At 74.1% G+C, this 18,196-nt stretch carries 20 protein-coding genes; 15 read left to right on the forward strand and 5 right to left on the reverse strand.

Going from position 1 to position 18,196, the window contains the following annotated elements:
* Window positions 1-69 precede the first annotated feature (69 nt).
* On the reverse strand, window positions 70-867 hold the full coding sequence (locus BLU55_RS15090) for an AraC family transcriptional regulator (protein WP_091731313.1): 798 nt from the start codon (window positions 865-867) through the stop codon (window positions 70-72).
* 80 nt (window positions 868-947) lie between these two features.
* Here BLU55_RS15090 and BLU55_RS15095 point away from each other — a divergent pair, with 80 nt between their 5' ends.
* The gene (locus BLU55_RS15095; RefSeq protein WP_091731316.1) at window positions 948-1,460 is read left to right on the forward strand and encodes a VOC family protein; all 513 of its coding nucleotides are present in this window, start codon (window positions 948-950) and stop codon (window positions 1,458-1,460) included.
* Between the two features lie 22 nt (window positions 1,461-1,482).
* The gene (gene thpR / locus BLU55_RS15100; protein ID WP_091731319.1) at window positions 1,483-2,091 is read left to right on the forward strand and encodes an RNA 2',3'-cyclic phosphodiesterase; all 609 of its coding nucleotides are present in this window, start codon (window positions 1,483-1,485) and stop codon (window positions 2,089-2,091) included.
* On the opposite strand, the gene BLU55_RS15105 is transcribed toward thpR, so the two are convergent.
* Window positions 2,070-3,419: a cryptochrome/photolyase family protein gene (locus tag BLU55_RS15105; protein ID WP_091731321.1), complete on the reverse strand. Its 1,350-nt coding sequence runs from the start codon at window positions 3,417-3,419 to the stop codon at window positions 2,070-2,072. The genes thpR and BLU55_RS15105 overlap by 22 nt on opposite strands.
* A 68-nt stretch (window positions 3,420-3,487) precedes the next feature.
* On the opposite strand from BLU55_RS15105, the gene BLU55_RS15110 reads away from it, so the two are divergent.
* Complete coding sequence (locus BLU55_RS15110) at window positions 3,488-4,234, forward strand: CPBP family intramembrane glutamic endopeptidase (RefSeq protein ID WP_091731325.1); 747 nt, start codon at window positions 3,488-3,490, stop codon at window positions 4,232-4,234.
* Window positions 4,235-4,253: 19 nt separating this feature from the next.
* Here the strand turns inward: BLU55_RS15110 and BLU55_RS15115 are convergent, their stop codons facing one another.
* Complete coding sequence (locus BLU55_RS15115; RefSeq protein WP_091731328.1) at window positions 4,254-5,147, reverse strand: NAD(P)H-binding protein; 894 nt, start codon at window positions 5,145-5,147, stop codon at window positions 4,254-4,256.
* 96 nt (window positions 5,148-5,243) lie between these two features.
* On the opposite strand from BLU55_RS15115, the gene BLU55_RS15120 reads away from it, so the two are divergent.
* The gene (locus BLU55_RS15120) at window positions 5,244-5,876 is read left to right on the forward strand and encodes an ACT domain-containing protein (RefSeq protein ID WP_091731332.1); all 633 of its coding nucleotides are present in this window, start codon (window positions 5,244-5,246) and stop codon (window positions 5,874-5,876) included.
* A 21-nt stretch (window positions 5,877-5,897) separates the two neighbouring features.
* Here BLU55_RS15120 and BLU55_RS15125 read toward each other — a convergent pair whose 3' ends face one another.
* Window positions 5,898-6,341 carry a nitroreductase family deazaflavin-dependent oxidoreductase gene (locus BLU55_RS15125; RefSeq protein ID WP_091734021.1) on the reverse strand — a complete coding sequence of 148 codons (444 nt, stop codon included), beginning with the start codon at window positions 6,339-6,341 and terminating at the stop codon, window positions 5,898-5,900.
* Between the two features lie 61 nt (window positions 6,342-6,402).
* Here BLU55_RS15125 and BLU55_RS15130 point away from each other — a divergent pair, with 61 nt between their 5' ends.
* The 6 genes from BLU55_RS15130 (at window position 6,403) to BLU55_RS15155 (ending at window position 13,494) form a co-directional block, all read left to right on the forward strand.
* Window positions 6,403-7,338 carry a 1,4-dihydroxy-2-naphthoyl-CoA synthase gene (locus BLU55_RS15130; protein ID WP_091731335.1) on the forward strand — a complete coding sequence of 312 codons (936 nt, stop codon included), beginning with the start codon at window positions 6,403-6,405 and terminating at the stop codon, window positions 7,336-7,338.
* 84 nt (window positions 7,339-7,422) lie between these two features.
* Window positions 7,423-8,181, forward strand: a complete 759-nt coding sequence (locus tag BLU55_RS15135) for a VIT1/CCC1 transporter family protein (RefSeq protein ID WP_091731338.1) — start codon at window positions 7,423-7,425, stop codon at window positions 8,179-8,181.
* A 79-nt stretch (window positions 8,182-8,260) separates the two neighbouring features.
* Window positions 8,261-9,487, forward strand: a complete 1,227-nt coding sequence (locus BLU55_RS15140) for an NAD(P) transhydrogenase subunit alpha (protein ID WP_091731341.1) — start codon at window positions 8,261-8,263, stop codon at window positions 9,485-9,487.
* Window positions 9,484-9,816 (forward strand): NAD(P) transhydrogenase subunit alpha, encoded by a 333-nt coding sequence (locus BLU55_RS15145; protein WP_091731343.1) that lies wholly within the window; start codon window positions 9,484-9,486, stop codon window positions 9,814-9,816. The genes BLU55_RS15140 and BLU55_RS15145 overlap by 4 nt, the downstream gene beginning before the upstream one ends.
* The gene (locus BLU55_RS15150; RefSeq protein ID WP_091731346.1) at window positions 9,813-11,210 is read left to right on the forward strand and encodes an NAD(P)(+) transhydrogenase (Re/Si-specific) subunit beta; all 1,398 of its coding nucleotides are present in this window, start codon (window positions 9,813-9,815) and stop codon (window positions 11,208-11,210) included. Before BLU55_RS15145 ends, BLU55_RS15150 begins: the two co-directional genes overlap by 4 nt.
* Window positions 11,211-11,400: 190 nt before the next feature.
* On the forward strand, window positions 11,401-13,494 hold the full coding sequence (locus tag BLU55_RS15155; RefSeq protein WP_091731348.1) for a sensor histidine kinase: 2,094 nt from the start codon (window positions 11,401-11,403) through the stop codon (window positions 13,492-13,494).
* A 1-nt stretch (window position 13,495) separates the two neighbouring features.
* On the opposite strand, the gene upp is transcribed toward BLU55_RS15155, so the two are convergent.
* Window positions 13,496-14,137, reverse strand: a complete 642-nt coding sequence (upp, locus tag BLU55_RS15160) for a uracil phosphoribosyltransferase (protein ID WP_091734023.1) — start codon at window positions 14,135-14,137, stop codon at window positions 13,496-13,498.
* A 96-nt stretch (window positions 14,138-14,233) separates the two neighbouring features.
* On the opposite strand from upp, the gene BLU55_RS15165 reads away from it, so the two are divergent.
* Genes BLU55_RS15165 through BLU55_RS15185 form a run of 5 tightly spaced genes read left to right on the forward strand, consistent with a single transcriptional unit; the run spans window position 14,234 to window position 18,169 of the window.
* Entirely contained in the window at window positions 14,234-14,737 is a 504-nt protein-coding gene (locus tag BLU55_RS15165; protein ID WP_091731351.1) for a tRNA adenosine deaminase-associated protein, read from the forward strand.
* Between the two features lie 55 nt (window positions 14,738-14,792).
* Window positions 14,793-15,287: a nucleoside deaminase gene (locus BLU55_RS15170; protein WP_091731356.1), complete on the forward strand. Its 495-nt coding sequence runs from the start codon at window positions 14,793-14,795 to the stop codon at window positions 15,285-15,287.
* 55 nt (window positions 15,288-15,342) lie between these two features.
* Window positions 15,343-16,128 carry a (Fe-S)-binding protein gene (locus tag BLU55_RS15175; protein WP_091731359.1) on the forward strand — a complete coding sequence of 262 codons (786 nt, stop codon included), beginning with the start codon at window positions 15,343-15,345 and terminating at the stop codon, window positions 16,126-16,128.
* Complete coding sequence (locus BLU55_RS15180) at window positions 16,125-17,582, forward strand: LutB/LldF family L-lactate oxidation iron-sulfur protein (RefSeq protein WP_197681010.1); 1,458 nt, start codon at window positions 16,125-16,127, stop codon at window positions 17,580-17,582. Before BLU55_RS15175 ends, BLU55_RS15180 begins: the two co-directional genes overlap by 4 nt.
* The gene (locus tag BLU55_RS15185) at window positions 17,579-18,169 is read left to right on the forward strand and encodes a LutC/YkgG family protein (RefSeq protein WP_091731362.1); all 591 of its coding nucleotides are present in this window, start codon (window positions 17,579-17,581) and stop codon (window positions 18,167-18,169) included. The genes BLU55_RS15180 and BLU55_RS15185 overlap by 4 nt, the downstream gene beginning before the upstream one ends.
* Window positions 18,170-18,196 lie beyond the last annotated feature (27 nt).

Genomic DNA, 18,196 nt, shown 5'->3' on the forward strand with positions numbered 1-18,196 from the left:
TTCAAACTACTGGGTGACGGTGGGGCTAGTACCCGGGTTCGGCAGGAGTTCACCGGGGTGAGGCCCTCGTCACCCGCGCGCCGCCGAGCGGTAGCTGCTCGCGGTGGAGCCCAGGGTGGTGCGGAAGTCCTGGGCCAGGTGGGCCTGGTCGGCGTAGCCGAGGTCGGCGGCCAGCGCGGCCAGGTCGGTGTCGGGGCGGGTCCGCACCAGCTCGGCGGCCTCCTGCAGGCGCCGTCTCCGGATCATCGCCGCGGGCGGCAGGCCGACGTGGCGCCGGGCGAGCCGCTGCAGGGTGCGCACGCCGACACCCAGGCGCTCGGCGACCTGCTCGACCCGCACCAGCCCCGGGTCCCCGTCGACGGCGTCGGCCATCGCGTTGGCGAGCAGCCCGTCGGCGTCGGCGGGCGGGACGTGCGCGAGCAACCAGGTCGTGAAGGCGGCCACCGCGCGGTCGTGGCGCTCCGCGTGGCCCGGGTCGCCGGGCGCGACCCGCATCGGGCCGGCCACCGCCGCGTGCAGGTCGGGCAGCTCGAGGGTGCGGTAGGCGTCGCGCTCCGTGGTCGGGTCCTGGCTCAGGGCCGGGACGGCCGCCGGACGCAGCAGCGCACCGACCGTCCAGCCCCGACCGACGAGGTCGCGCACGCCGGCGCGGGTGGCCGGCCCGGCCAGGGCGACGAGGTCGGGCTCGACCACCAGGTTGCAGGCCGGGAAGGCGATCACGTGCTGGCGCGAGACGCGGCCCGGCGCGAGGTCCCACTCCGGGATCCAGAACCAGCGGACCCGGTCGGCGACGGCCTCCGGCGGTGGCACCCGGCGGAAGGTCGGCAGCCTGGTCGGGTAGAGGATCCCGCGGTCCGTCGTGCCCACGGGGGCAGCGTAGCCAGCGGTCCCGGGCCTGTCGCGAATCTCCAAGCCGCCGGACCGGCGCCGCTCCTAGCGTGGGAGGCATGACCGAGACCCCCTCCACCAGCACCCCACGGGCCGCCGACGGCGCCCACACCACGCGCGGCGTCCCCCACGGCTCGACCAGCCTGACGCCGTTCCTGGCCATCCCCGACGCCCGCGGCGCGATCGCGTTCTACCGCGACGTGCTGGGCGCCCGCGTCGTCGACGTGACCGAGATGGGCGGCGTCGTCGTGCACGCGGTCCTCGACCTCGGCCACGGCCAGCTGCAGCTCGGCGAGCCGTCGCCCGACCACCACCTCGTGCCCCCGCCGGCGGGCGAGGACGACTGCTACTCGCTGGGCCTCTACTGCGAGGACGCCGACGCCCTCGTCGCCCGCGCCGAGGCCGCCGGCGCGGTGGTCCGCGAGCCGCTCACCACCTTCGTCTCGGGCGACCGCTTCGCCAGCGTGCGGGACCCCTTCGGCGTCCGCTGGAGCATCATGACCCGGGTCGAGGACCTCTCGGAGGAGGAGAGCGCCGCTCGCGTCGCCGCCTGGGCCGCCTCGCAGGGCTGAGCCCCGCCGGTAGGTTGCCGGGGTGCGCCTGTTCGTCGCCGTGCTGCCGCCCGTCGAGGCGGTCGAGCACCTCGAGGAGTTCCTGGAGCCCCGGCGCGAGCACGGCGACTTCCGCTGGTCGCCGCCGGACCAGGCCCACGTGACGCTGGCGTTCCTGCCCGACGTGGCCGAGCACCTCCTCGACGAGCTCGGCGAGCGGCTGGCCACCGCCGCGTCGCGGCGGCGGCCCCTGGTGGCGCGGATCGCCGGCGGCGGTGCCTTCCCCGACGTGGCTCGCGGCCGGCTGCTGCACGCCGGCCTCGACCTCGGCGGCGAGGCGGGGGACGACGAGGAGCTCGACCGGACGGCCACCGGAGCGCGTCACGCCGCGGTCGCCGCGGGCACGGAGGTCGACGGCGCCCGCTTCCGGCCCCACGTGACGCTGGCCCGGCTGCGCCGACCCGCCGACCTCACCCGGTGGGTCCGGGTGCTCGACACGTACGCCGGCCCCTCCTGGCCGCTCGACGAGCTGGCCCTGGTGGCGTCGTACCTCGGCGAGGGCCCGCGGCGCCGGGCGCGCCACGAGGTGCTGGCGACGTTCCCCCTGGGCGGCCGGGAGGGCCGGCGGGCTCAGTCGCGACCGCGGCCGTAGCGCTCGAGGGCGACCTCCCGCTCGGCGGCGTGGTCGACGATGCGCTGCGGGTAGTCGTGGTCGTAGCCACCCTCGGCGTCCCACGGCGCGTGGGCGTGCTTGCCCTCGAGGTGGCGCAGCTCGGGGACCCAGCGGCGCACGTAGTCGCCCGACGGGTCGAACTTCTGGCCCTGGGTGATGGGGTTGAACACCCGGAAGTAGGGCGAGGCGTCCGTGCCGGTGCCGGCGACCCACTGCCAGCCGTGGTTGTTGGAGGCGAGGTCGCCGTCGACGAGGTGGTCGAGGAAGTGGCGCGCGCCCACCGGCCACCACACGTGCAGGTCCTTGGTGAGGAAGCTGGCGGTGATCATCCGCACCCGGTTGTGCATCCAGCCCTCGTGGAGGAGCTGGCGCATGCCGGCGTCGACGATCGGGAAGCCCGTCGTTCCCTGCTTCCACGCGTCGACCGCGTCTCCGGGGTCGTCGTAGGTCAGGCCCTTGACCGGGCGCAGGTCGTGCCACGCGGAGCGGGGGTGGTGGTGCAGCACGTCGGCGTAGAAGTCGCGCCAGCACAGCTCGGTCTCGAAGGTCGCCGCGCCCGAGCCGGAGTGGTCACGGGTGCGGGCGAGCAGCTGGCGGGGGTGGACCACGCCGTACTTGAGGTAGGCCGAGAGCCGCGAGGTGCGGTCGGCTCCCGGGTCGTCGCGCACGTCGTCGTAGTCGGCCACGTCGGCGTCGAGGAAGTCCTCGAAGCGTCGCTTGGCGGCGTCCTCACCGGCCGTGGGCATCGAGGCGGGGGCCTCGTCCAGCGCCTTGTCGAGCATCGCGGCGACGCGCCCGTCGCTGTCGTGCTCGACCCACTCGACGCCCCGGGGCGCCTGCTGGGGCTCCTCCCACCCGACGTCGCGCCAGGCGCGGCTGAAGGGCGTGAACACCTTGTAGGGGCTGCCCGAGCCGTTCTTCACCGTCCCCGGCGCCACGGCGTACGGCGTGCCGGTGGCGACGCCGCGGACCCCCTCGGGCAGCGCGTCGACGACCGCCTGGTCGCGGCGACGGCCGTAGGGGGAGTGGTCGTTGGTCACGTGGACCTCGTCGGCCCCGACCTCCCGGGCCAGCGACGGCACCAGGGAGGCCGGGTCGCCCATGCGGATGCACAGCCGGCCGCCCATCGACTCGTCGAGCGAGCGCAGCGTGGCCGCGAGCCAGGCCCGCCGGGCGGGCCCGGCGCCGCGCCACAGCACCGGGTCGAGGACGAACAGGCCCAGGACGGGGCCGTGGGCGGCGGCGGCGCGCAGGGCGGGGTGGTCGCGCAGGCGCAGGTCGCGTCGGAACCACATCAGCGAGGTCATGCGAGCGACCCTACGATCCGCCCCTGACGGCCGACCGTGCGTGAGGCTCCTCCCGTTAGGGTCTGGTCATGCGTTCAGTCCGGGGCCTGCGCACCACGCTGCGCTCGAGCCTGTGGGACATGACCCCTCGGGACCACCGTCAGTCCGACCACGAGTTCCGCCGCCGCCAGGTGGTCAGCGTCGTGGTCGTGCTCGTCGGTGCCGTCGTCCTCGGCTACACCCTGGGCTTCATCGAGCCGACCGACAGCAACCGCTTCTACGCCGCCACCGCCGTGCTCGCGGGCGTGTGGGCCGTGGGGGCGTTCGCGTCGGGACCGCTGCACCTCGGCCGCATCGGCACCCCGGCCGAGCCCGACCTGACCGCGCCGCGGCCCGTGGTGCAGCCGTTCCTGCTCGGCGCCGCCCTCGCGGGCGTGTTCGTGGCGGGCGCCTTCCTGATCCGCGCCGTGCCCTTCCTCGACGACCACCTGACGCCGTTCATCCAGACCGTCCTGGAGTACGCCCAGGAGGGCAACGGCTGGATCCTGCTGGTCGTGACCGTGCTCAACGGCATCGCCGAGGAGCTGTTCTTCCGCGGCGCGATGTACGCCGCGATCCGCAAGCACCAGGTCGCGATCACGACGGTGGCCTACACCGTGGCGACCCTGGCGACCGGCAACGTCATGCTCGGCTTCGCCGCCATCGTGCTCGGTCTCATCGTGGGGCTGCAGCGCCGCGCGACCGGCGGCATCCTGGCGCCGATCATCACCCACCTGACCTGGTCGGTGACGATGCTCTACGCGCTGCCCGCGATCTTCCTCGGCAGCCCGACGTAGACCAGGTCGGGCCGGGGCCTCAGGCCTCGGCGGCGGCGCGGTCGGCGACCGCGCGGCGCACGGCCTCGGTGTAGCCGATCGGCTCGCCCGGGACCACCTCGCGGATCGACTGCTCGCGCACCACGACCTCGATGCCCATCGAGTCGATCAGGTTGCGCCCGGTGGTGACGTCGACGTCGGTCACCAGCGCCAGCCAGTGCGAGGACAGGCCGGGGGTCAGCACCGGGACCTTGATGATCGGCACCCGCCGGCCGGTCTCGATCTCGGCGGCGACGCGCAGCATGTCGATGTAGGTCAGCTGGTCGGGACCGCCGACCTCGAAGGTCCGCCCGAGCGCGAGGTCCTGGCCGGCGACGCCGACGAGGTAGCGGACCACGTCGTCGAGGGCGATCGGCTGGGTGCGGGTGGCGGCCCACCTGGGCACGACCATGGCCGGCAGGTTCTTGACCAGCTGGCGCGTGATCTCCCAGGAGATGCCGCCGTGGCCGACCACGATCGCGGCCCGCAGCACGGTGACCGGCACGCCGGCCTCGCCGAGCAGGGTCTCGACCTCGCGGCGCGAGCGCAGGTGGGCCGAGAGGTCGCCGTCGTCGCCGAGGCCGCCCATGTAGACGATCTGCTTCACGCCCGCCTCGGCGGCGACGGACCCGAAGTTGCGGGCCGCCGCGGCGTCGCGACGCTCGAAGTCCTCGTCGTCGAGGGAGTGGACCAGGTAGTAGGCCACGTCGACGCCCTCGAGCGGGCCGACCAGCGAGTCGCGCTCGTCGGTGTTGCCGGCGACCGGCTCGCCCTGGCCGTCGTACGACTCGGGGCGTCGTGTCATGGCGCGCACCTGGTGGCCCTGCTCGACGAGGGCGGGGACCAGGCGGCGGCCGATGAAGCCGGTGGCGCCGGTGACGAGGATGCGGCTCATGCTCGAAGCCTAGGCAGTCGGTCCCCGCCGCGCGCGGGGCGCACGGCGGCGGCGGACGACACGGACCCGAAACCTGCTGGCGCTAGGGTCAGCGCCATGTCGTACCTGCTGCGGGTCGCGCTGCCCGACGTCCCGGGCTCCCTGGGACGCCTGGCGTCGGCGATCGGCTCGGCGGGCGGCAACATCGACGCGATCGAGATCGTCGAGCGCACGGCCGACGGTCGTGCCGTTGACGACGTGTTCCTCGCCAACGAGCAGGGCGTGATGCCCGACAGCATCGTCTCGGCGTGCACCTCGCTGGAGGGCGTCGACGTGCTGTGGATCTCGCGCTACGGCGCGGGCTCCAACCTGACCCGCGACCTCGAGGTCGTCGAGTCGATGACCTCGGACCCCTCCCGGGCCCCCGACACCCTGGTCGACCTGCTCCCGGCGGCCTTCGTCGTGGACTGGGCCGCGCGGGTGCGCCGCGAGGGCACGGCGGTCCGGGTCGTGCACCGCTCGCCCGCGGCCCCGACCGAGATCCCGGCCGACATCCACTGGCCGCGCGACATGGAGCGCGGCCGTCGCATCGACGTGCCCGAGCACCTCAGCGAGCTGTTGGTCGCGGGCTGTGCCCTGGAGGCCGACGAGCTGGTCGTCATCGCCCGGCGCGGCGGCCCCGAGATCCTCGACTCCGAGATCGCCCGGCTGCGCCACCTGGCCGCGCTGGCCTCCTCGATCACCCGCTGACCCCTCGGGGCCGGGCACCGGTCAGTCGATCGGCGTCAGCTTGAAGACGGGAATCTGGCGGTCCGTCTTCTCCTGGTACGACGCGTACGTCGACCAGGTGTCGACCGCGAGCTGCCACAGGTCCTCGCGCTCGGCGCCCTCGACGATCTCGGCGCGGTAGCTCTTCTTCACCGACCCGTCCTGGAGGTCGACCTCGGGGTGGGCCACGAAGTTGTGGAACCACTCGGGGTGCTCCGGGGCGCCGCCCTTGGAGGCGATCGCGACGTAGGTGCCGTCGCGCTCGACCCGCATCAGGGGCGTCTTGCGGACCAGGCCCGACTTCGCCCCGAGGTTCGTGATCACCACGATCGGGTCGTCGGTGCCGGGCAGGGTGTTGGCCCGCTGCCCGTCGGAGGCCTCGAACTCCTCGACCTGGTCGCGGACCCACTGGGCCTTGCTGGGGACGTACTCGCCGGTGATCGCCATGCCACCCAGCACAGCAGACCTGCCGCCCCGACGCCAGCATCGCGGCCTCTAGGGTCGCCCCATGAGTGCGATCGAGGGCGTCAGCGAGATCTTCGACCCGGAGCTGTGGGACGCCGTCCCCGGCTTCGAGGACCTGACCGACCTGACCTACCACCGGGCCCGTGCCCACGGCACGGTGCGCGTCGCCTTCGACCGGCCAGACGTGCTCAACGCGTTCCGGCCCCACACCGTCGACGAGCTGCTCCGCGTCCTGGAGCACGCCCGCACGACCAGCGACGTCGGCTGCGTGCTGCTCACGGGCAACGGGCCGGGCGAGCGCCACGGCAAGTGGGCCTTCTGCACGGGCGGCGACCAGCGGATCCGGGGCCGGGCGGGCTACCAGTACGAGGACGGCACGGCCGGCGCGACCAGCGACGCCCGCACCCCCGCCGACCAGGCCCGGCTCGGGCGGCTGCACATCCTCGAGGTGCAGCGGCTGATCCGCTTCATGCCCAAGGTCGTCATCTGCGTGGTCCCCGGCTGGACGGCCGGTGGCGGCCACTCCCTGCACGTGGTGTGCGACCTGACCCTCGCCAGCGCCGAGGAGGCGCGCTTCAAGCAGACCGACGCCGACGTCGGCAGCTTCGACGGCGGGTTCGGGTCGGCGTACCTCGCGCGCCAGGTGGGCCAGAAGATCGCCCGCGAGATCTTCTTCCTCGGCCAGGAGTACGACGCCGCCGAGGGCGTCCGGATGGGCACGGTCAACCGCGCCGTCCCCCACACCGAGCTGGAGCTGGCGGCCCTGGAGTGGGGCCGGCTGGTCAACGGCAAGAGCCCCACCGCGCAGCGGATGCTGAAGTACTCCTTCAACGCCATCGACGACGGCCTGGTCGGCCAGCAGCTCTTCGCCGGCGAGACCACCCGGCTGGCGTACATGACCGACGAGGCCGCCGAGGGCCGCGACCAGTTCCTCGAGAAGCGCGAGCCCGACTGGTCGCCCTTCCCCTGGTACTACTGAGCCGCCACGGCCCCGCGCCGCACGCCCGGTAGGGCAGCCTCCCCTTCGTTGAAATGTCCGGCTGCGGGCGGCGACCATGGCCCCATGAGCACCCCCGTCGCCTCCGGCGCCCCCTCGCCGTCCGACCTTCCCGAGCCGGGTCAGCACGCCGACGAGCCCCACGGCGAGGGCCTCAACAGCCGCCTCAACGCGCTGCGCGCCGCGGTGCTGGGGGCCAACGACGGCATCGTCTCGGTCGCGGGCCTGGTGATGGGCGTCGCGGGCGCGACGACCGACCGGCACACGATCGCGGTGGCCGGCGTCGCCGGGCTGGTCTCGGGGGCGCTGAGCATGGCTGCCGGGGAGTACGTCTCGGTCAGCACCCAGCGCGACACCGAGAAGGCCCTGGTCGCCAAGGAGACCCGCGAGCTGCGCGAGGAGCCCGAGGACGAGCTGGCCGAGCTGATCGAGCTCTACCGGGGCAAGGGCCTCGACGACGACCTGGCCCGCCAGGTCGCGGTGCAGCTGACCGAGAAGGACGCGCTGCGGGCCCACCTCGACATCGAGCTCGGCATCGACCCCGACGAGCTGACCAACCCCTGGCACGCCGCCTGGGCCTCGATGCTCGCCTTCACGGCGGGCGCGCTGCTGCCGCTGCTGACCATCCTGGTCTTCGCGCCCGGGCTGCGCGTGGTCGTGACGGTGGCGGCCGTGGCGCTCGCGCTGGCCGGTGCGGGCTACCTCTCCGCGCGGGCCGGCGACTCGCCGGTGCGGCCGGCGATCACCCGGGTGGTGGCGGGCGGGCTGCTGGCGATGGCGGTGACCTACGTCATCGGGGCGCTCATCGGCACCGGGATGGCCTGAGCCCGCCTCCGGCCGGTCGGCCGGTGAGGCGACCGTCACAATCCCCGATCCTGTCGGTGACGTCCCTTAGGTTCGCCACGTGAGGATCGCCGTCGTACAGGAGTCCAGGCCGGGGGAGACCCGCGTCGCCCTGGTGCCCGACCTCGTCGCGAAGCTGACGGGGCTCGGCTACGAGGTCGGGGTCGAGCCGGGCGCCGGCGCCCAGGCCGGCTTCGCCGACGAGGAGTACGCCGAGGCGGGGGCCGCCCTCGTCGACGGCCTGCTCCCGGGGGCCGACGTGGTGGTGAGCGTCAACCCGCTCGCGCCCGACCGGCTCCGCCAGCTGCGCAGCGGCGCGGCGACCGTGTCGTTCCTGCCCGTGGCCGCCTCCCACGACCTCGTCGGCGACCTGCGCGACCTCGGGGTCACCTCCTTCGCCATGGAGCTGGTGCCGCGGATCTCGCGGGCCCAGTCGATGGACGCGCTGTCCTCCCAGGCCCTGGTCTCGGGCTACCGCGGCGCGGTCGTGGCCGCCGGGCTGCTGCGCCGGTTCTTCCCGCTCAACATGACCGCCGCCGGCACCGTCCAGCCCGCCCAGGTCGTGGTCCTGGGCGCGGGGGTCGCGGGCCTCCAGGCGATCGCGACCTGCAAGCGCCTCGGCGCCGTGGTCCAGGCCTACGACGTGCGTGCCGCCGCCGCGGAGGAGATCCGCTCGGTCGGCGCCAAGGCCATCGACCTGCAGCTGGAGACGCTCGAGGGCACCGGCGGCTACGCCCGCGAGATGACCGAGGACCGCGCCACCCAGCAGAAGCAGGCCCTGGCGCCCTACATCGCGGCGGCCGACGCGCTCATCACCACCGCCGCCGTGCCCGGCCGCCGGGCGCCGCTGCTGGTCACCCGCGAGATGGTCGAGGCGATGCCGCCCGGCTCCGTCGTGGTCGACCTCGCCGCCGAGACCGGCGGCAACGTCGAGGGGTCGGTGCCCGGCAAGGTCGTGCGCATCGGCCACGCCCAGGTCTGGGGCGGCGACAACGTCCCCTCCCAGATGCCCGGGCCCGCCTCGCGGCTCTACGCCACCAACGTGGTCAACCTGCTGACCCTGATGACCCACGAGGGCGCCTTCGCCCCCGACCTGGACGACGAGGTCGTGGCCGGCGCCTGCGTGACCCACCAGGGCCGGATCCTGCACGAGCCGACCCGCGAGGCGATCGAGGGACCGGCGCCGGCGCCCGACGTCGACGTCGCCCCGGCCCCGGTCCGCGACGAGCACCTGGCCGACGGGCCCCCGGTCGCCCAGCCCTCCCACGACCCCGAGGAGCAGCAGTGAACGACGCCGTCGTCTGGCTCACGATCTTCGTGCTGAGCGTGTTCGTGGGCATCGAGGTGATCGCCAAGGTCTCCTCGACGCTGCACACCCCGCTGATGTCGGGCGCCAACGCCATCCACGGGATCATCCTGCTGGGGGCCATCCTGGTGACCGGCTCGACCGACAGCACCGTCGCCCTGGTCGTCGGGCTGGTGGCGATCGTGCTCGCGGCCGTCAACATGGTCGGCGGCTTCGTGGTCACCGACCGGATGCTGCAGATGTTCACCCGGCGCAAGCGGGTCCCGGCCGCCCCGACCGACGCCTCCGGCCCGACGGGGGGCACCCGGTGAGCGCCACCCCGGTCTGGGTGCAGCTGGTCTACCTGGCCTGCGCCGTCTGCTTCATCCTCGCCCTCAAGGGCCTCTCGGGGCCGCGCACCGCCCGCACGGGCAACCTGGTGGGCGCCGGCGCCGCGGTGGTCGCCTGCGTCGTCCCCTTCCTCTACCTCGACCTGCGCCACGTGCCGCTCATCCTGGGCGCCGTGCTGATCGGCTCCGTGGGCGGCGTCGTCGGCGCCCGCCGGGTGCAGATGACCCAGATGCCGCAGATGGTGGCGCTGTTCAACGGCGTCGGCGGCGGCGCTGCCGCCCTGGTGGCGCTGCTCGAGCTCCACGAGATCCTGGCCGTCCCCGGCGGCGGCGACCTGGTCGAGTGGTTCGTGCTGCTCGCCACGGCGTTCACCGTCTTCGTCGGCTCGGTCTCCTTCGCGGGCTCGGTCGTCACCTTCGCCAAGCTCCAGGAGCTGATGACCTCGGCGCCGGTGGTCTTCCCCGGGCTCGCCCTGGCCTTCGGCGTCTCGCTGGTCGCCGGCGTCGGGCTGGCCACCCAGCTCACGATCAGCCCGCTGCTGTGGGTCGGCATCGTGCTGGCGCTGGTCGGACTGGTCTTCGGCACCCTGCTGGTGCTGCCGGTCGGCGGCGCGGACGTGCCGATCGTGATCTCGCTGCTCAACGCCTTCACCGGCCTCACGGTCGCGGCCGGGGGCTACGTCCTCGACAACGTCGTGCTGCTCGTCGCCGGCACCCTGGTCGGGGCCTCGGGCACCTTCCTCACGCTGCTCATGGCCCGGGCGATGGGCCGCTCGGTGGCCAACATCCTCTTCGGGGCGCTCAAGGGCGGCTCGACGCTGGGCAGCGGCGTGGCGTCCGACCGGCCGGTCCGCTCGGCCGGCCCGGAGGACGTCGCGATCATGCTGGCGTACGCCGAGCGCGTCATCATCGTGCCGGGCTACGGCCTCGCGGTCGCCCAGGCCCAGCACACCCTGCGCGAGCTGGTCGACGTGCTCGCCGGCCGCGGGGTCGAGATCGACTACGCCATCCACCCCGTCGCCGGCCGGATGCCCGGCCACATGAACGTCCTGCTCGCCGAGGCCCAGGTGCCCTACGAGCAGCTCAAGGAGATGGACGAGATCAACGGCGACTTCAAGGACGCCGACGTCGTCCTGGTGGTCGGTGCCAACGACGTCGTCAACCCGGCGGCCAAGACGACGCCCGGCGCGCCGATCTACGGCATGCCGATCCTCAACGCCGACGAGGCCCGCCAGGTGGTGTTCATGAAGCGCTCGATGCGGCCCGGCTTCGCCGGCATCGAGAACGAGCTGCTCTTCGAGGACAACACCACGCTGCTCTTCGGCGACGCCAAGGACTCGATGTCCAAGCTCCTCAACGCCGTCAAGGCCCTGTAGCGCCCGACGATCGCCCTTTTCCTTCGAAAACGCCCACAACGGACAACGGTTTGCACATACTGGAGCGGTCAACCACCGACCGTCTCTCGAGGGGGCAGTGCAGCCCGGACACTCTTCGTCCCTCCACCGGATCCACACGGCACCGACGAAGAGTCTGACGCGCGCACAGCTGGTCCGCATCACGCTGCTCATGGCGTTGCTCGCCCTCGCGGCTCTCGCGGGGGTGCCCGACCCGGCCGGCGAGAGCGCCCTGCCGACCATCTGGCCCGCGGGCGGCCTGCTCGCCGGGCTGCTGCTGACCTCGCCCCGCCAGGCCCGCCCCTGGCTGCTGCTCGTCAGCGGGTTGCTGGTCGCGCTGGCGCACCTGCTGATCGGGTTCTCCCCGGCTGCCACCCTCGGGCTCACCCTGACCTACCTGGTGGCCGCCTGGGTCGTGCGGCGCTCGCTGGTCGCCGGCCGCTCCGAACGGGTCGCGCTGCGCGACCAGGGAGACGTCTCCCGGCTCATCGGGGCCGTCGCCGCGGGCAGCCTGGTCGCCGGCCTCGGCAGTGCGGCGACCGTCGCGCTCACCGGTCTGGGCAACCCCTGGCTGGCGCTCGCCCCGGGCTTCGGCGCGCACGCCGCGGCCCTGATGGTGCTGCTGCCGCTGTTCCTGCCGGTGCCGCACTTCGCCCCGGTGTCCGGGCCGCGCGAGCGGGTCGTGCAGGCCCTGCTGACCGTCGGCACCACGCTGGCGATCTTCACCGCCACCGACATCCCGCCCGTCGTGTTCGCCGTGATGCCGATGTTCGCCTGGTACGCCTTCCGCGGCACCCTGCGGGAGGCGACGCTGCTGCTCACCCTGGTCTCGGCCGTCGGCGTGGGGGTCACTGCCCTCGACACCGGCCCGATCTGGGGCCTGGGCCAGCGCTACGACCTGCCCCCGGAGCTGGTGCACGGCGTGCTCCAGCTGTTCGTCGTCGACTGCGCGCTGATCCTGCTGCCCCTGTCGGTGATGCTGACCCAGCAGCGGATGTCGGCGGCCCTGGTCTCCGCCGAGCGCGAGACGCTGCGCCGCCTGGTCGACGCCGCCCGCGGTACCGCGATCATCGCGACCGGTCCCGACGGCCAGATCACCGTGTTCAACCCCGGCGCCGAGGAGATGCTGGGCCACCGGGCCGCCGACGTGCTCGGCGGCACCCCCGACCTGTTCCTGCCCGAGTCGGAGCTGCGGCGCCACTCCGCCGAGCTCGGCACCCTGGCCACCTTCGCGAGCATCTGCAACGCCTCGACGGCCCGCGACGACGACCAGGCCCGGCTGTGGCACTGCCGGCGCAGCGACGGCCAGGAGCGCACCCTGCGGATGACGCTCTCGGCCGTGAGCGACGAGAACGGCGCGCTCTCGGGCTACCTGGCGACCGCCGAGGACGTCACCGAGCGCGAAGAGGCCCGGCTCGCGCTGGAGATCTCGCTCGCTCGCGAGCGCGACGCCCTCGAGAGGGGCGCCGAGCTCGAGCGGGTCAAGGGCAACTTCGTGGCCACCGTCAGCCACGAGCTCCGCACCCCCGTCACCAGCATCGTGGGCTACACCGAGGTGCTCGAGGACGGCCTCATCGGCCCGCTCAGCCACGACCAGCTCGCCGTGGTCGCCAAGATCGACCGCAACGGCCGCCGGATGCAGAACCTGGTCGAGGACCTGCTGACGCTCTCGGAGATCGAGTCGTCGCGGCTGACGATCCGGCTGGAGGCGGTCGACGTCGGTGCCGTGGTCCGCCGGGCCCTCGCCTCGCTCGACGAGGTCGTGGCCGGGCGCCAGCTCAGCGTCGAGGTCTCGCTGCCGGAGGAGCCGCTGGTGCAGGCCGTCGACCCCCGCCACCTCGAGCGGATGGTGACCGGGCTGGTCTCCAACGCGGTCAAGTTCACCCCCGACGGTGGGGCCGTCGAGGTCCTGCTGACGGGGTGGTCCAGCGGCTGCGAGGTGGTGGTGCGCGACACCGGCATCGGCATCGAGCCGACCGAGCAGGCCGGCGTGTTCGAGCGCTTCGCCCGGGGCCGCCGGGCGACCGAGGACGAGGCCCAGGGCACCGGGCTCGGCCTCACCATCATCCGGGCCATCGTGGCGTTGCACGGCGGCGAGGTCACCATCGACTCCGAGGTCGACCGCGGCACCACGGTGACGGTGCTGCTGCCCCGCAGCGACTCCTCCGCGGCGCCGGGCACGGCGCACGCGCCGGGCCTGGCCGTCCTGGACGGCGGCGACGACGCCCCGGGGCCCCACGCGGGCCGCTGGCTGGAGCCCGCCTGAGCTAGTGGGCCAGGCCGTAGAGGCGGTCGCCCGCGTCGCCGAGCCCGGGCACGATGTAGCCGCGCTCGTCGAGCCGCTCGTCCTGGGCCGCCGTCACCACGGTGACCGGCACCTCGAGGCCCTCCAGGCCCTGCTCCAGGTTGGCCACGCCCTCGGGCGCGACCAGCAGGCAGATGCAGGTGATGTGGTCGGCGCCGCGGTCGGTGAGGAAGCGGATCGCCGCGGCGAGGGTGCCGCCGGTGGCCAGCATCGGGTCGAGGACGTAGCACTGCCGGCCCGACAGGTCCGCCGGGAGGCGCTCGGCGTACGTCGAGGCCTCGAGCGTCTCCTCGTTGCGCACCATGCCGAGGAAGCCGACCTCGGCGGTCGGGACCAGCCGCATCATCCCCTCGAGCATGCCGAGACCGGCCCGCAGGATCGGCACCACCAGCGGTCGGGGCCGGCTCAGCACGATGCCCTCGGCGGGAGAGACCGGCGTCTGGATGCGGGTCGGCTCGACGCGCACGTCGCGGGTCGCCTCGTAGGCCAGCAGCGTCACCAGCTCCTCGGTCAGCCGCCGGAACTCCGGGGAGGCCGTGTCGCGGTCGCGGAGCGTGGTCAGCTTGTGGGAGACCAGCGGGTGGTCCACGACGTGCAGGCGCATGCGCACACGGTAGTCGTCCGGCAGGTCAGCGAGCCCCGCCGGTGGTCCTCGCCGCCCGGGTCTGTCACCATCGTCAGGAGGCAGGGAGGCGCGGCCATGGTGGAGATCACCGACGCGGAGGTCCAGGAGATCGACGTGGCCGTCGTGGCCTACCGCGACGAGGGCACCTGGCACCTTGCCGAGCTGCCGGACGAGGCCCTGGGCAGCGTCGAGAGCATCGGCCAGGAGCTGCGTCGCTACCCCGACCGCGACGGCGCCCTGGCGCTGATCTCGGTGGCGGAGGACTTCTCGCTGCTGGTGCGCTCGCGCGGCGCCGGCGCCGGCGTGCGGGTGCTGCTGAGCGACGCCTCGGCCGCGACCGACTGGCACCTCGCCCGCTCGGCCACCGACCACCTCGGCCTCGAGGTCGAGGAGGACGACGAGGACGAGGTCGGACCCGCGGGCGACCTCGGCATCGTCTCGGACCTCGGCGTCGACGCCACCGAGATGGGCGAGCTGCTCGACGATGACGAGCTGTTCCCCGACGAGGTGCTCAGCGAGGTGGCCGACGCCGCGGGCTTCGGGCCGCGCTTCGACCTGCTGGCCGGCCTGGAGGACTGAGCGACCCGTGGGCGACCCCCTGGGGCCTCCTGCCGCCCGGGCCTGGGTGGGGCCGATGCGCGACGCCCTGGCGCTGGCCTCCGGCGCTGCCGGGCACGGCGACGTCCCGATCGGTGCCGTCGTGCTCGACGGGGACGGCACGGTGGTCGGACGCGGCGCCAACCTGCGCGAGCGCGACGCCGACCCGACCGGGCACGCCGAGGTCGTGGCCCTGCGCGACGCGGCCCGCGCCCGCGGGGAGTGGCGGCTCGACGGCTGCACCCTCGTGGTCACCCTCGAGCCCTGCACCATGTGCGCCGGGGCGGCCGTCCTCGCCCGGGTGACCCGCGTCGTCTTCGGGGCCTACGACGACCGGGCGGGCGCCGCGGGATCGCTGTGGGACGTGGTGCGCGACCGCCGTCTCAACCACCGGCCCGAGGTCGTCGGCGGCGTCCTCGCCGAGGAGAGCGGCCGCCTGCTCGACGAGTTCTTCGCCGCCCACCGCGACGGCGGCGGCGATCGGTCCCGGCCCGCAGGGGGCGGGGCCCTCGGCGCGTCGCCGCATCCGTGACAGATTGGGAGGTGTCGTCCGTCACGTCGGGCGTCGCCGACGAGGGGAGTCGCGGATGAGGGTCGCACTGCAGGCCACGTGCCTGGGGGACGCGCTGTTCCCGGGCGTCGGGCAGGCCACGGTGCGGTTGCTGAGGCGGCTCGGGGTGGAGGTCGACTTCCCGCCCGAGCAGACCTGCTGCGGCCAGCCGATGATCAACTCCGGCTACCTCGACGAGGCGGTGCCGGCGCTGCGGTCCTTCGTCAGCGCCTTCGAGGGGTACGACGCGGTCGTCACGCCCTCGGGCTCCTGTGCCGGGGCGGCCCGCCACCAGCACGCCATCGTGGCGCGGCGCTCGGGCGACCCGGGCCTGCAGCGGGCGGTCGAGCAGACCGCCCCGCGGGTCCACGAGCTCAGCGAGTTCCTCGTCGACGTGCTGGGCGTGACCGACGTGGGGGCGTCGTTCCCCCACGCCGTGACCTACCACCCCACCTGCCACTCGCTGCGGATGCTGGGGGTGGCCGACAAGCCGCTGCGGCTGCTGCGCGAGGTCCGCGACATCGACCTGCGCGAGCTGCCGGAGGCGACGCAGTGCTGCGGCTTCGGCGGCACCTTCGCGGTCAAGAACGCCGACACCTCGATCGCCATGGGCTCCGACAAGGCGCGCCACGTCCGCGCGACCGGCGCCCAGGTGCTGGTGGCGGGCGACGCGTCGTGCCTCATGCACGTCGGGGGCCTGCTCGGTCGCCAGCGCTCCGGCGTGCGCACGATGCACCTGGCCGAGGTGCTGGCCTCGACCGAGGGCCTGGGGGCCGACACCGGTCCGGGCGCCGCCACGAAGCACAGCGAGGAGCCCGCATGACGCTCGCCCCCGACCCGATCGCCACCGCCGCCACCTTCGTGGGGATGCCGGCCTTCCCCGTCGCCGCGCGCGCCGCCCTGGCCGACAGCCAGCTGCGCCACAACCTCGAGCACGCCACCCACACCATCCGCGACAAGCGCAACCGCGTGGTCGCCGAGGTGCCCGACTGGGAGGACCTGCGCACCCGCGGCGCGGCCCTCAAGGACGCCGCCCTGGCCGACCTGGAGCAGCACCTGCTCACCCTCGAGCAGCGCCTGACCGAGGCCGGCGCGACCGTCCACTGGGCCCGCGACGCCGCCGAGGCCAACGCCGTCGTGGCACAGGTGGCCCACCGCCACGGCCTCGACGAGGTGGTCAAGGTCAAGTCGATGGCGACCGCGGAGATCGGTCTCAACGAGGCGCTCGCCGAGGAGGGCATCGCCGCCTGGGAGACCGACCTGGCCGAGCTGATCGTCCAGCTCGGCGACGACCTGCCCAGCCACATCCTGGTGCCGGCCATCCACCGCAACCGGGCCGAGATCCGCCAGATCTTCCTCGACAAGATGGCCTCGGCCGGTCGCCCGGCGCCCGACGACCTCTCCCAGCAGCCGGCCGAGCTCGCCGGGGCGGCCCGGCTGCACCTGCGCGAGAAGTTCCTGCGGGCCAAGATGGCCGTCTCCGGCGCCAACTTCGCGGTCGCCGAGACCGGCACCCTGGTCGTGGTCGAGTCGGAGGGCAACGGCCGGATGTGCCTGACCCTGCCCGACGTGCTGGTGAGCGTGGTCGGCATCGAGAAGGTGGTGCCGACCTTCGCCGACCTCGACGTGTTCCTCCGGCTGCTGCCGCGCTCGTCGACGGGCGAGCGGATGAACCCCTACACCTCGACGTGGACCGGCGTCACGCCCGGCGACGGCCCCCAGGAGCTGCACGTCGTGCTGCTCGACAACGGCCGCACCCGGGCGCTCGCCGACGAGGTCGGGCGCTCGGCGCTGCGGTGCATCCGCTGCTCGGCGTGCCTCAACAACTGCCCGGTCTACGAGCGCACCGGGGGCCACGCCTACGGCTCGGTCTACCCGGGCCCGATCGGGGCGATCCTCAACCCGCTGATGAAGGGCGTCGGGGTCGACGAGCAGGTCGACTCGCTGCCGTACGCCTCCTCGCTGTGCGGCGCCTGCTACGAGGTCTGCCCCGTCAAGATCGACATCCCCTCGATCCTGGTCGACCTCCGGTCCCAGGTCGTCGACGCCCACCGCGGCGGTCGGCCCTCCCTGGAGGCCGTGGCGATGAAGGGGGCGGCGGCGACCTTCGCGTCCTCGGGCCGGCTGCGCCTGGCCGAGCGCTTCACGGGCCTCGGCACGACGCTGGCCCGCAGGCTCGGCCTGGCCACGGCGTGGTCCGGCGCCCGCGACCTGCCCACCGCCCCGGCCGAGTCCTTCCGGGCCTGGTGGAAGCGCACCGACGGGGGCCGGCGGTGAGCGGCGCCCGCGAGGAGATCCTGCGGCGCGTGCGCGAGGCGACGGCCGGGTACACCGCGCCGCCGCCCGAGCCCGTGGTGGTCGACCCGCGCCCCGGCGACCTCGACCTGTTCGTGGAGCGGGTGGCCGACTACCGGGCGGTCGTCGAGCGGCTCGGCCCCCTCGACCCCGCCGACCTGGCCGCCCGGGTCGCGGCCGTGCTCGACGGCCGGCGGGCCGTCGTGCCGGACGGCCTGGGGTTCGAGGTGCCCGGCTCGGTGCCCGACGACGGGCTGAGCGCGCTCCAGCTCGACGACCTCGACGCGGTGGTCACGCTGGCCGGGGTCGGCATCGCCGAGACCGGCACCATCGTGCTCGACCACGGGCCCGGCCAGGGACGTCGGGCCCTCAGCCTGGTGCCGGACCTGCACGTGTGCGTGGTGCGCACCGACCAGGTGGTCGCCGACGTCCAGGACGCCGTGGCCCGGCTCGACCCGGCCCGCCCCCACACCTGGATCAGCGGCCCCTCGGCCACCAGCGACATCGAGCTCGACCGGGTCGAGGGCGTCCACGGTCCCCGCACCCTGCACGTCCTCGTCGTCGGCTGACCCGCCCTCCAGGGTCGTGCGGGTGAT

The sequence above is a fragment of the Nocardioides scoriae genome, assembly GCF_900104965.1.
In the GTDB taxonomy this organism is placed as follows: domain Bacteria; phylum Actinomycetota; class Actinomycetes; order Propionibacteriales; family Nocardioidaceae; genus Marmoricola; species Marmoricola scoriae.

What these genes read in the sequence shown, in the direction of transcription:
- BLU55_RS15095 (WP_091731316.1), top strand. Translation starts at nt 948, where the DNA reads ATGACCGAGACCCCCTCCACCAGCACCCCACGGGCCGCCGACGGCGCC.
- BLU55_RS15105 (WP_091731321.1), bottom strand. Translation starts at nt 3,419, where the DNA reads ATGACCTCGCTGATGTGGTTCCGACGCGACCTGCGCCTGCGCGACCAC.
- BLU55_RS15110 (WP_091731325.1), top strand. Translation starts at nt 3,488, where the DNA reads ATGCGTTCAGTCCGGGGCCTGCGCACCACGCTGCGCTCGAGCCTGTGG.
- BLU55_RS15115 (WP_091731328.1), bottom strand. Translation starts at nt 5,147, where the DNA reads ATGAGCCGCATCCTCGTCACCGGCGCCACCGGCTTCATCGGCCGCCGC.
- BLU55_RS15120 (WP_091731332.1), top strand. Translation starts at nt 5,244, where the DNA reads ATGTCGTACCTGCTGCGGGTCGCGCTGCCCGACGTCCCGGGCTCCCTG.
- BLU55_RS15125 (WP_091734021.1), bottom strand. Translation starts at nt 6,341, where the DNA reads ATGGCGATCACCGGCGAGTACGTCCCCAGCAAGGCCCAGTGGGTCCGC.
- BLU55_RS15130 (WP_091731335.1), top strand. Translation starts at nt 6,403, where the DNA reads ATGAGTGCGATCGAGGGCGTCAGCGAGATCTTCGACCCGGAGCTGTGG.
- BLU55_RS15135 (WP_091731338.1), top strand. Translation starts at nt 7,423, where the DNA reads ATGAGCACCCCCGTCGCCTCCGGCGCCCCCTCGCCGTCCGACCTTCCC.
- BLU55_RS15155 (WP_091731348.1), top strand. Translation starts at nt 11,401, where the DNA reads ATGGCGTTGCTCGCCCTCGCGGCTCTCGCGGGGGTGCCCGACCCGGCC.
- upp (WP_091734023.1), bottom strand. Translation starts at nt 14,137, where the DNA reads ATGCGCCTGCACGTCGTGGACCACCCGCTGGTCTCCCACAAGCTGACC.
- BLU55_RS15165 (WP_091731351.1), top strand. Translation starts at nt 14,234, where the DNA reads ATGGTGGAGATCACCGACGCGGAGGTCCAGGAGATCGACGTGGCCGTC.
- BLU55_RS15170 (WP_091731356.1), top strand. Translation starts at nt 14,793, where the DNA reads ATGCGCGACGCCCTGGCGCTGGCCTCCGGCGCTGCCGGGCACGGCGAC.
- BLU55_RS15175 (WP_091731359.1), top strand. Translation starts at nt 15,343, where the DNA reads ATGAGGGTCGCACTGCAGGCCACGTGCCTGGGGGACGCGCTGTTCCCG.
- BLU55_RS15180 (WP_197681010.1), top strand. Translation starts at nt 16,125, where the DNA reads ATGACGCTCGCCCCCGACCCGATCGCCACCGCCGCCACCTTCGTGGGG.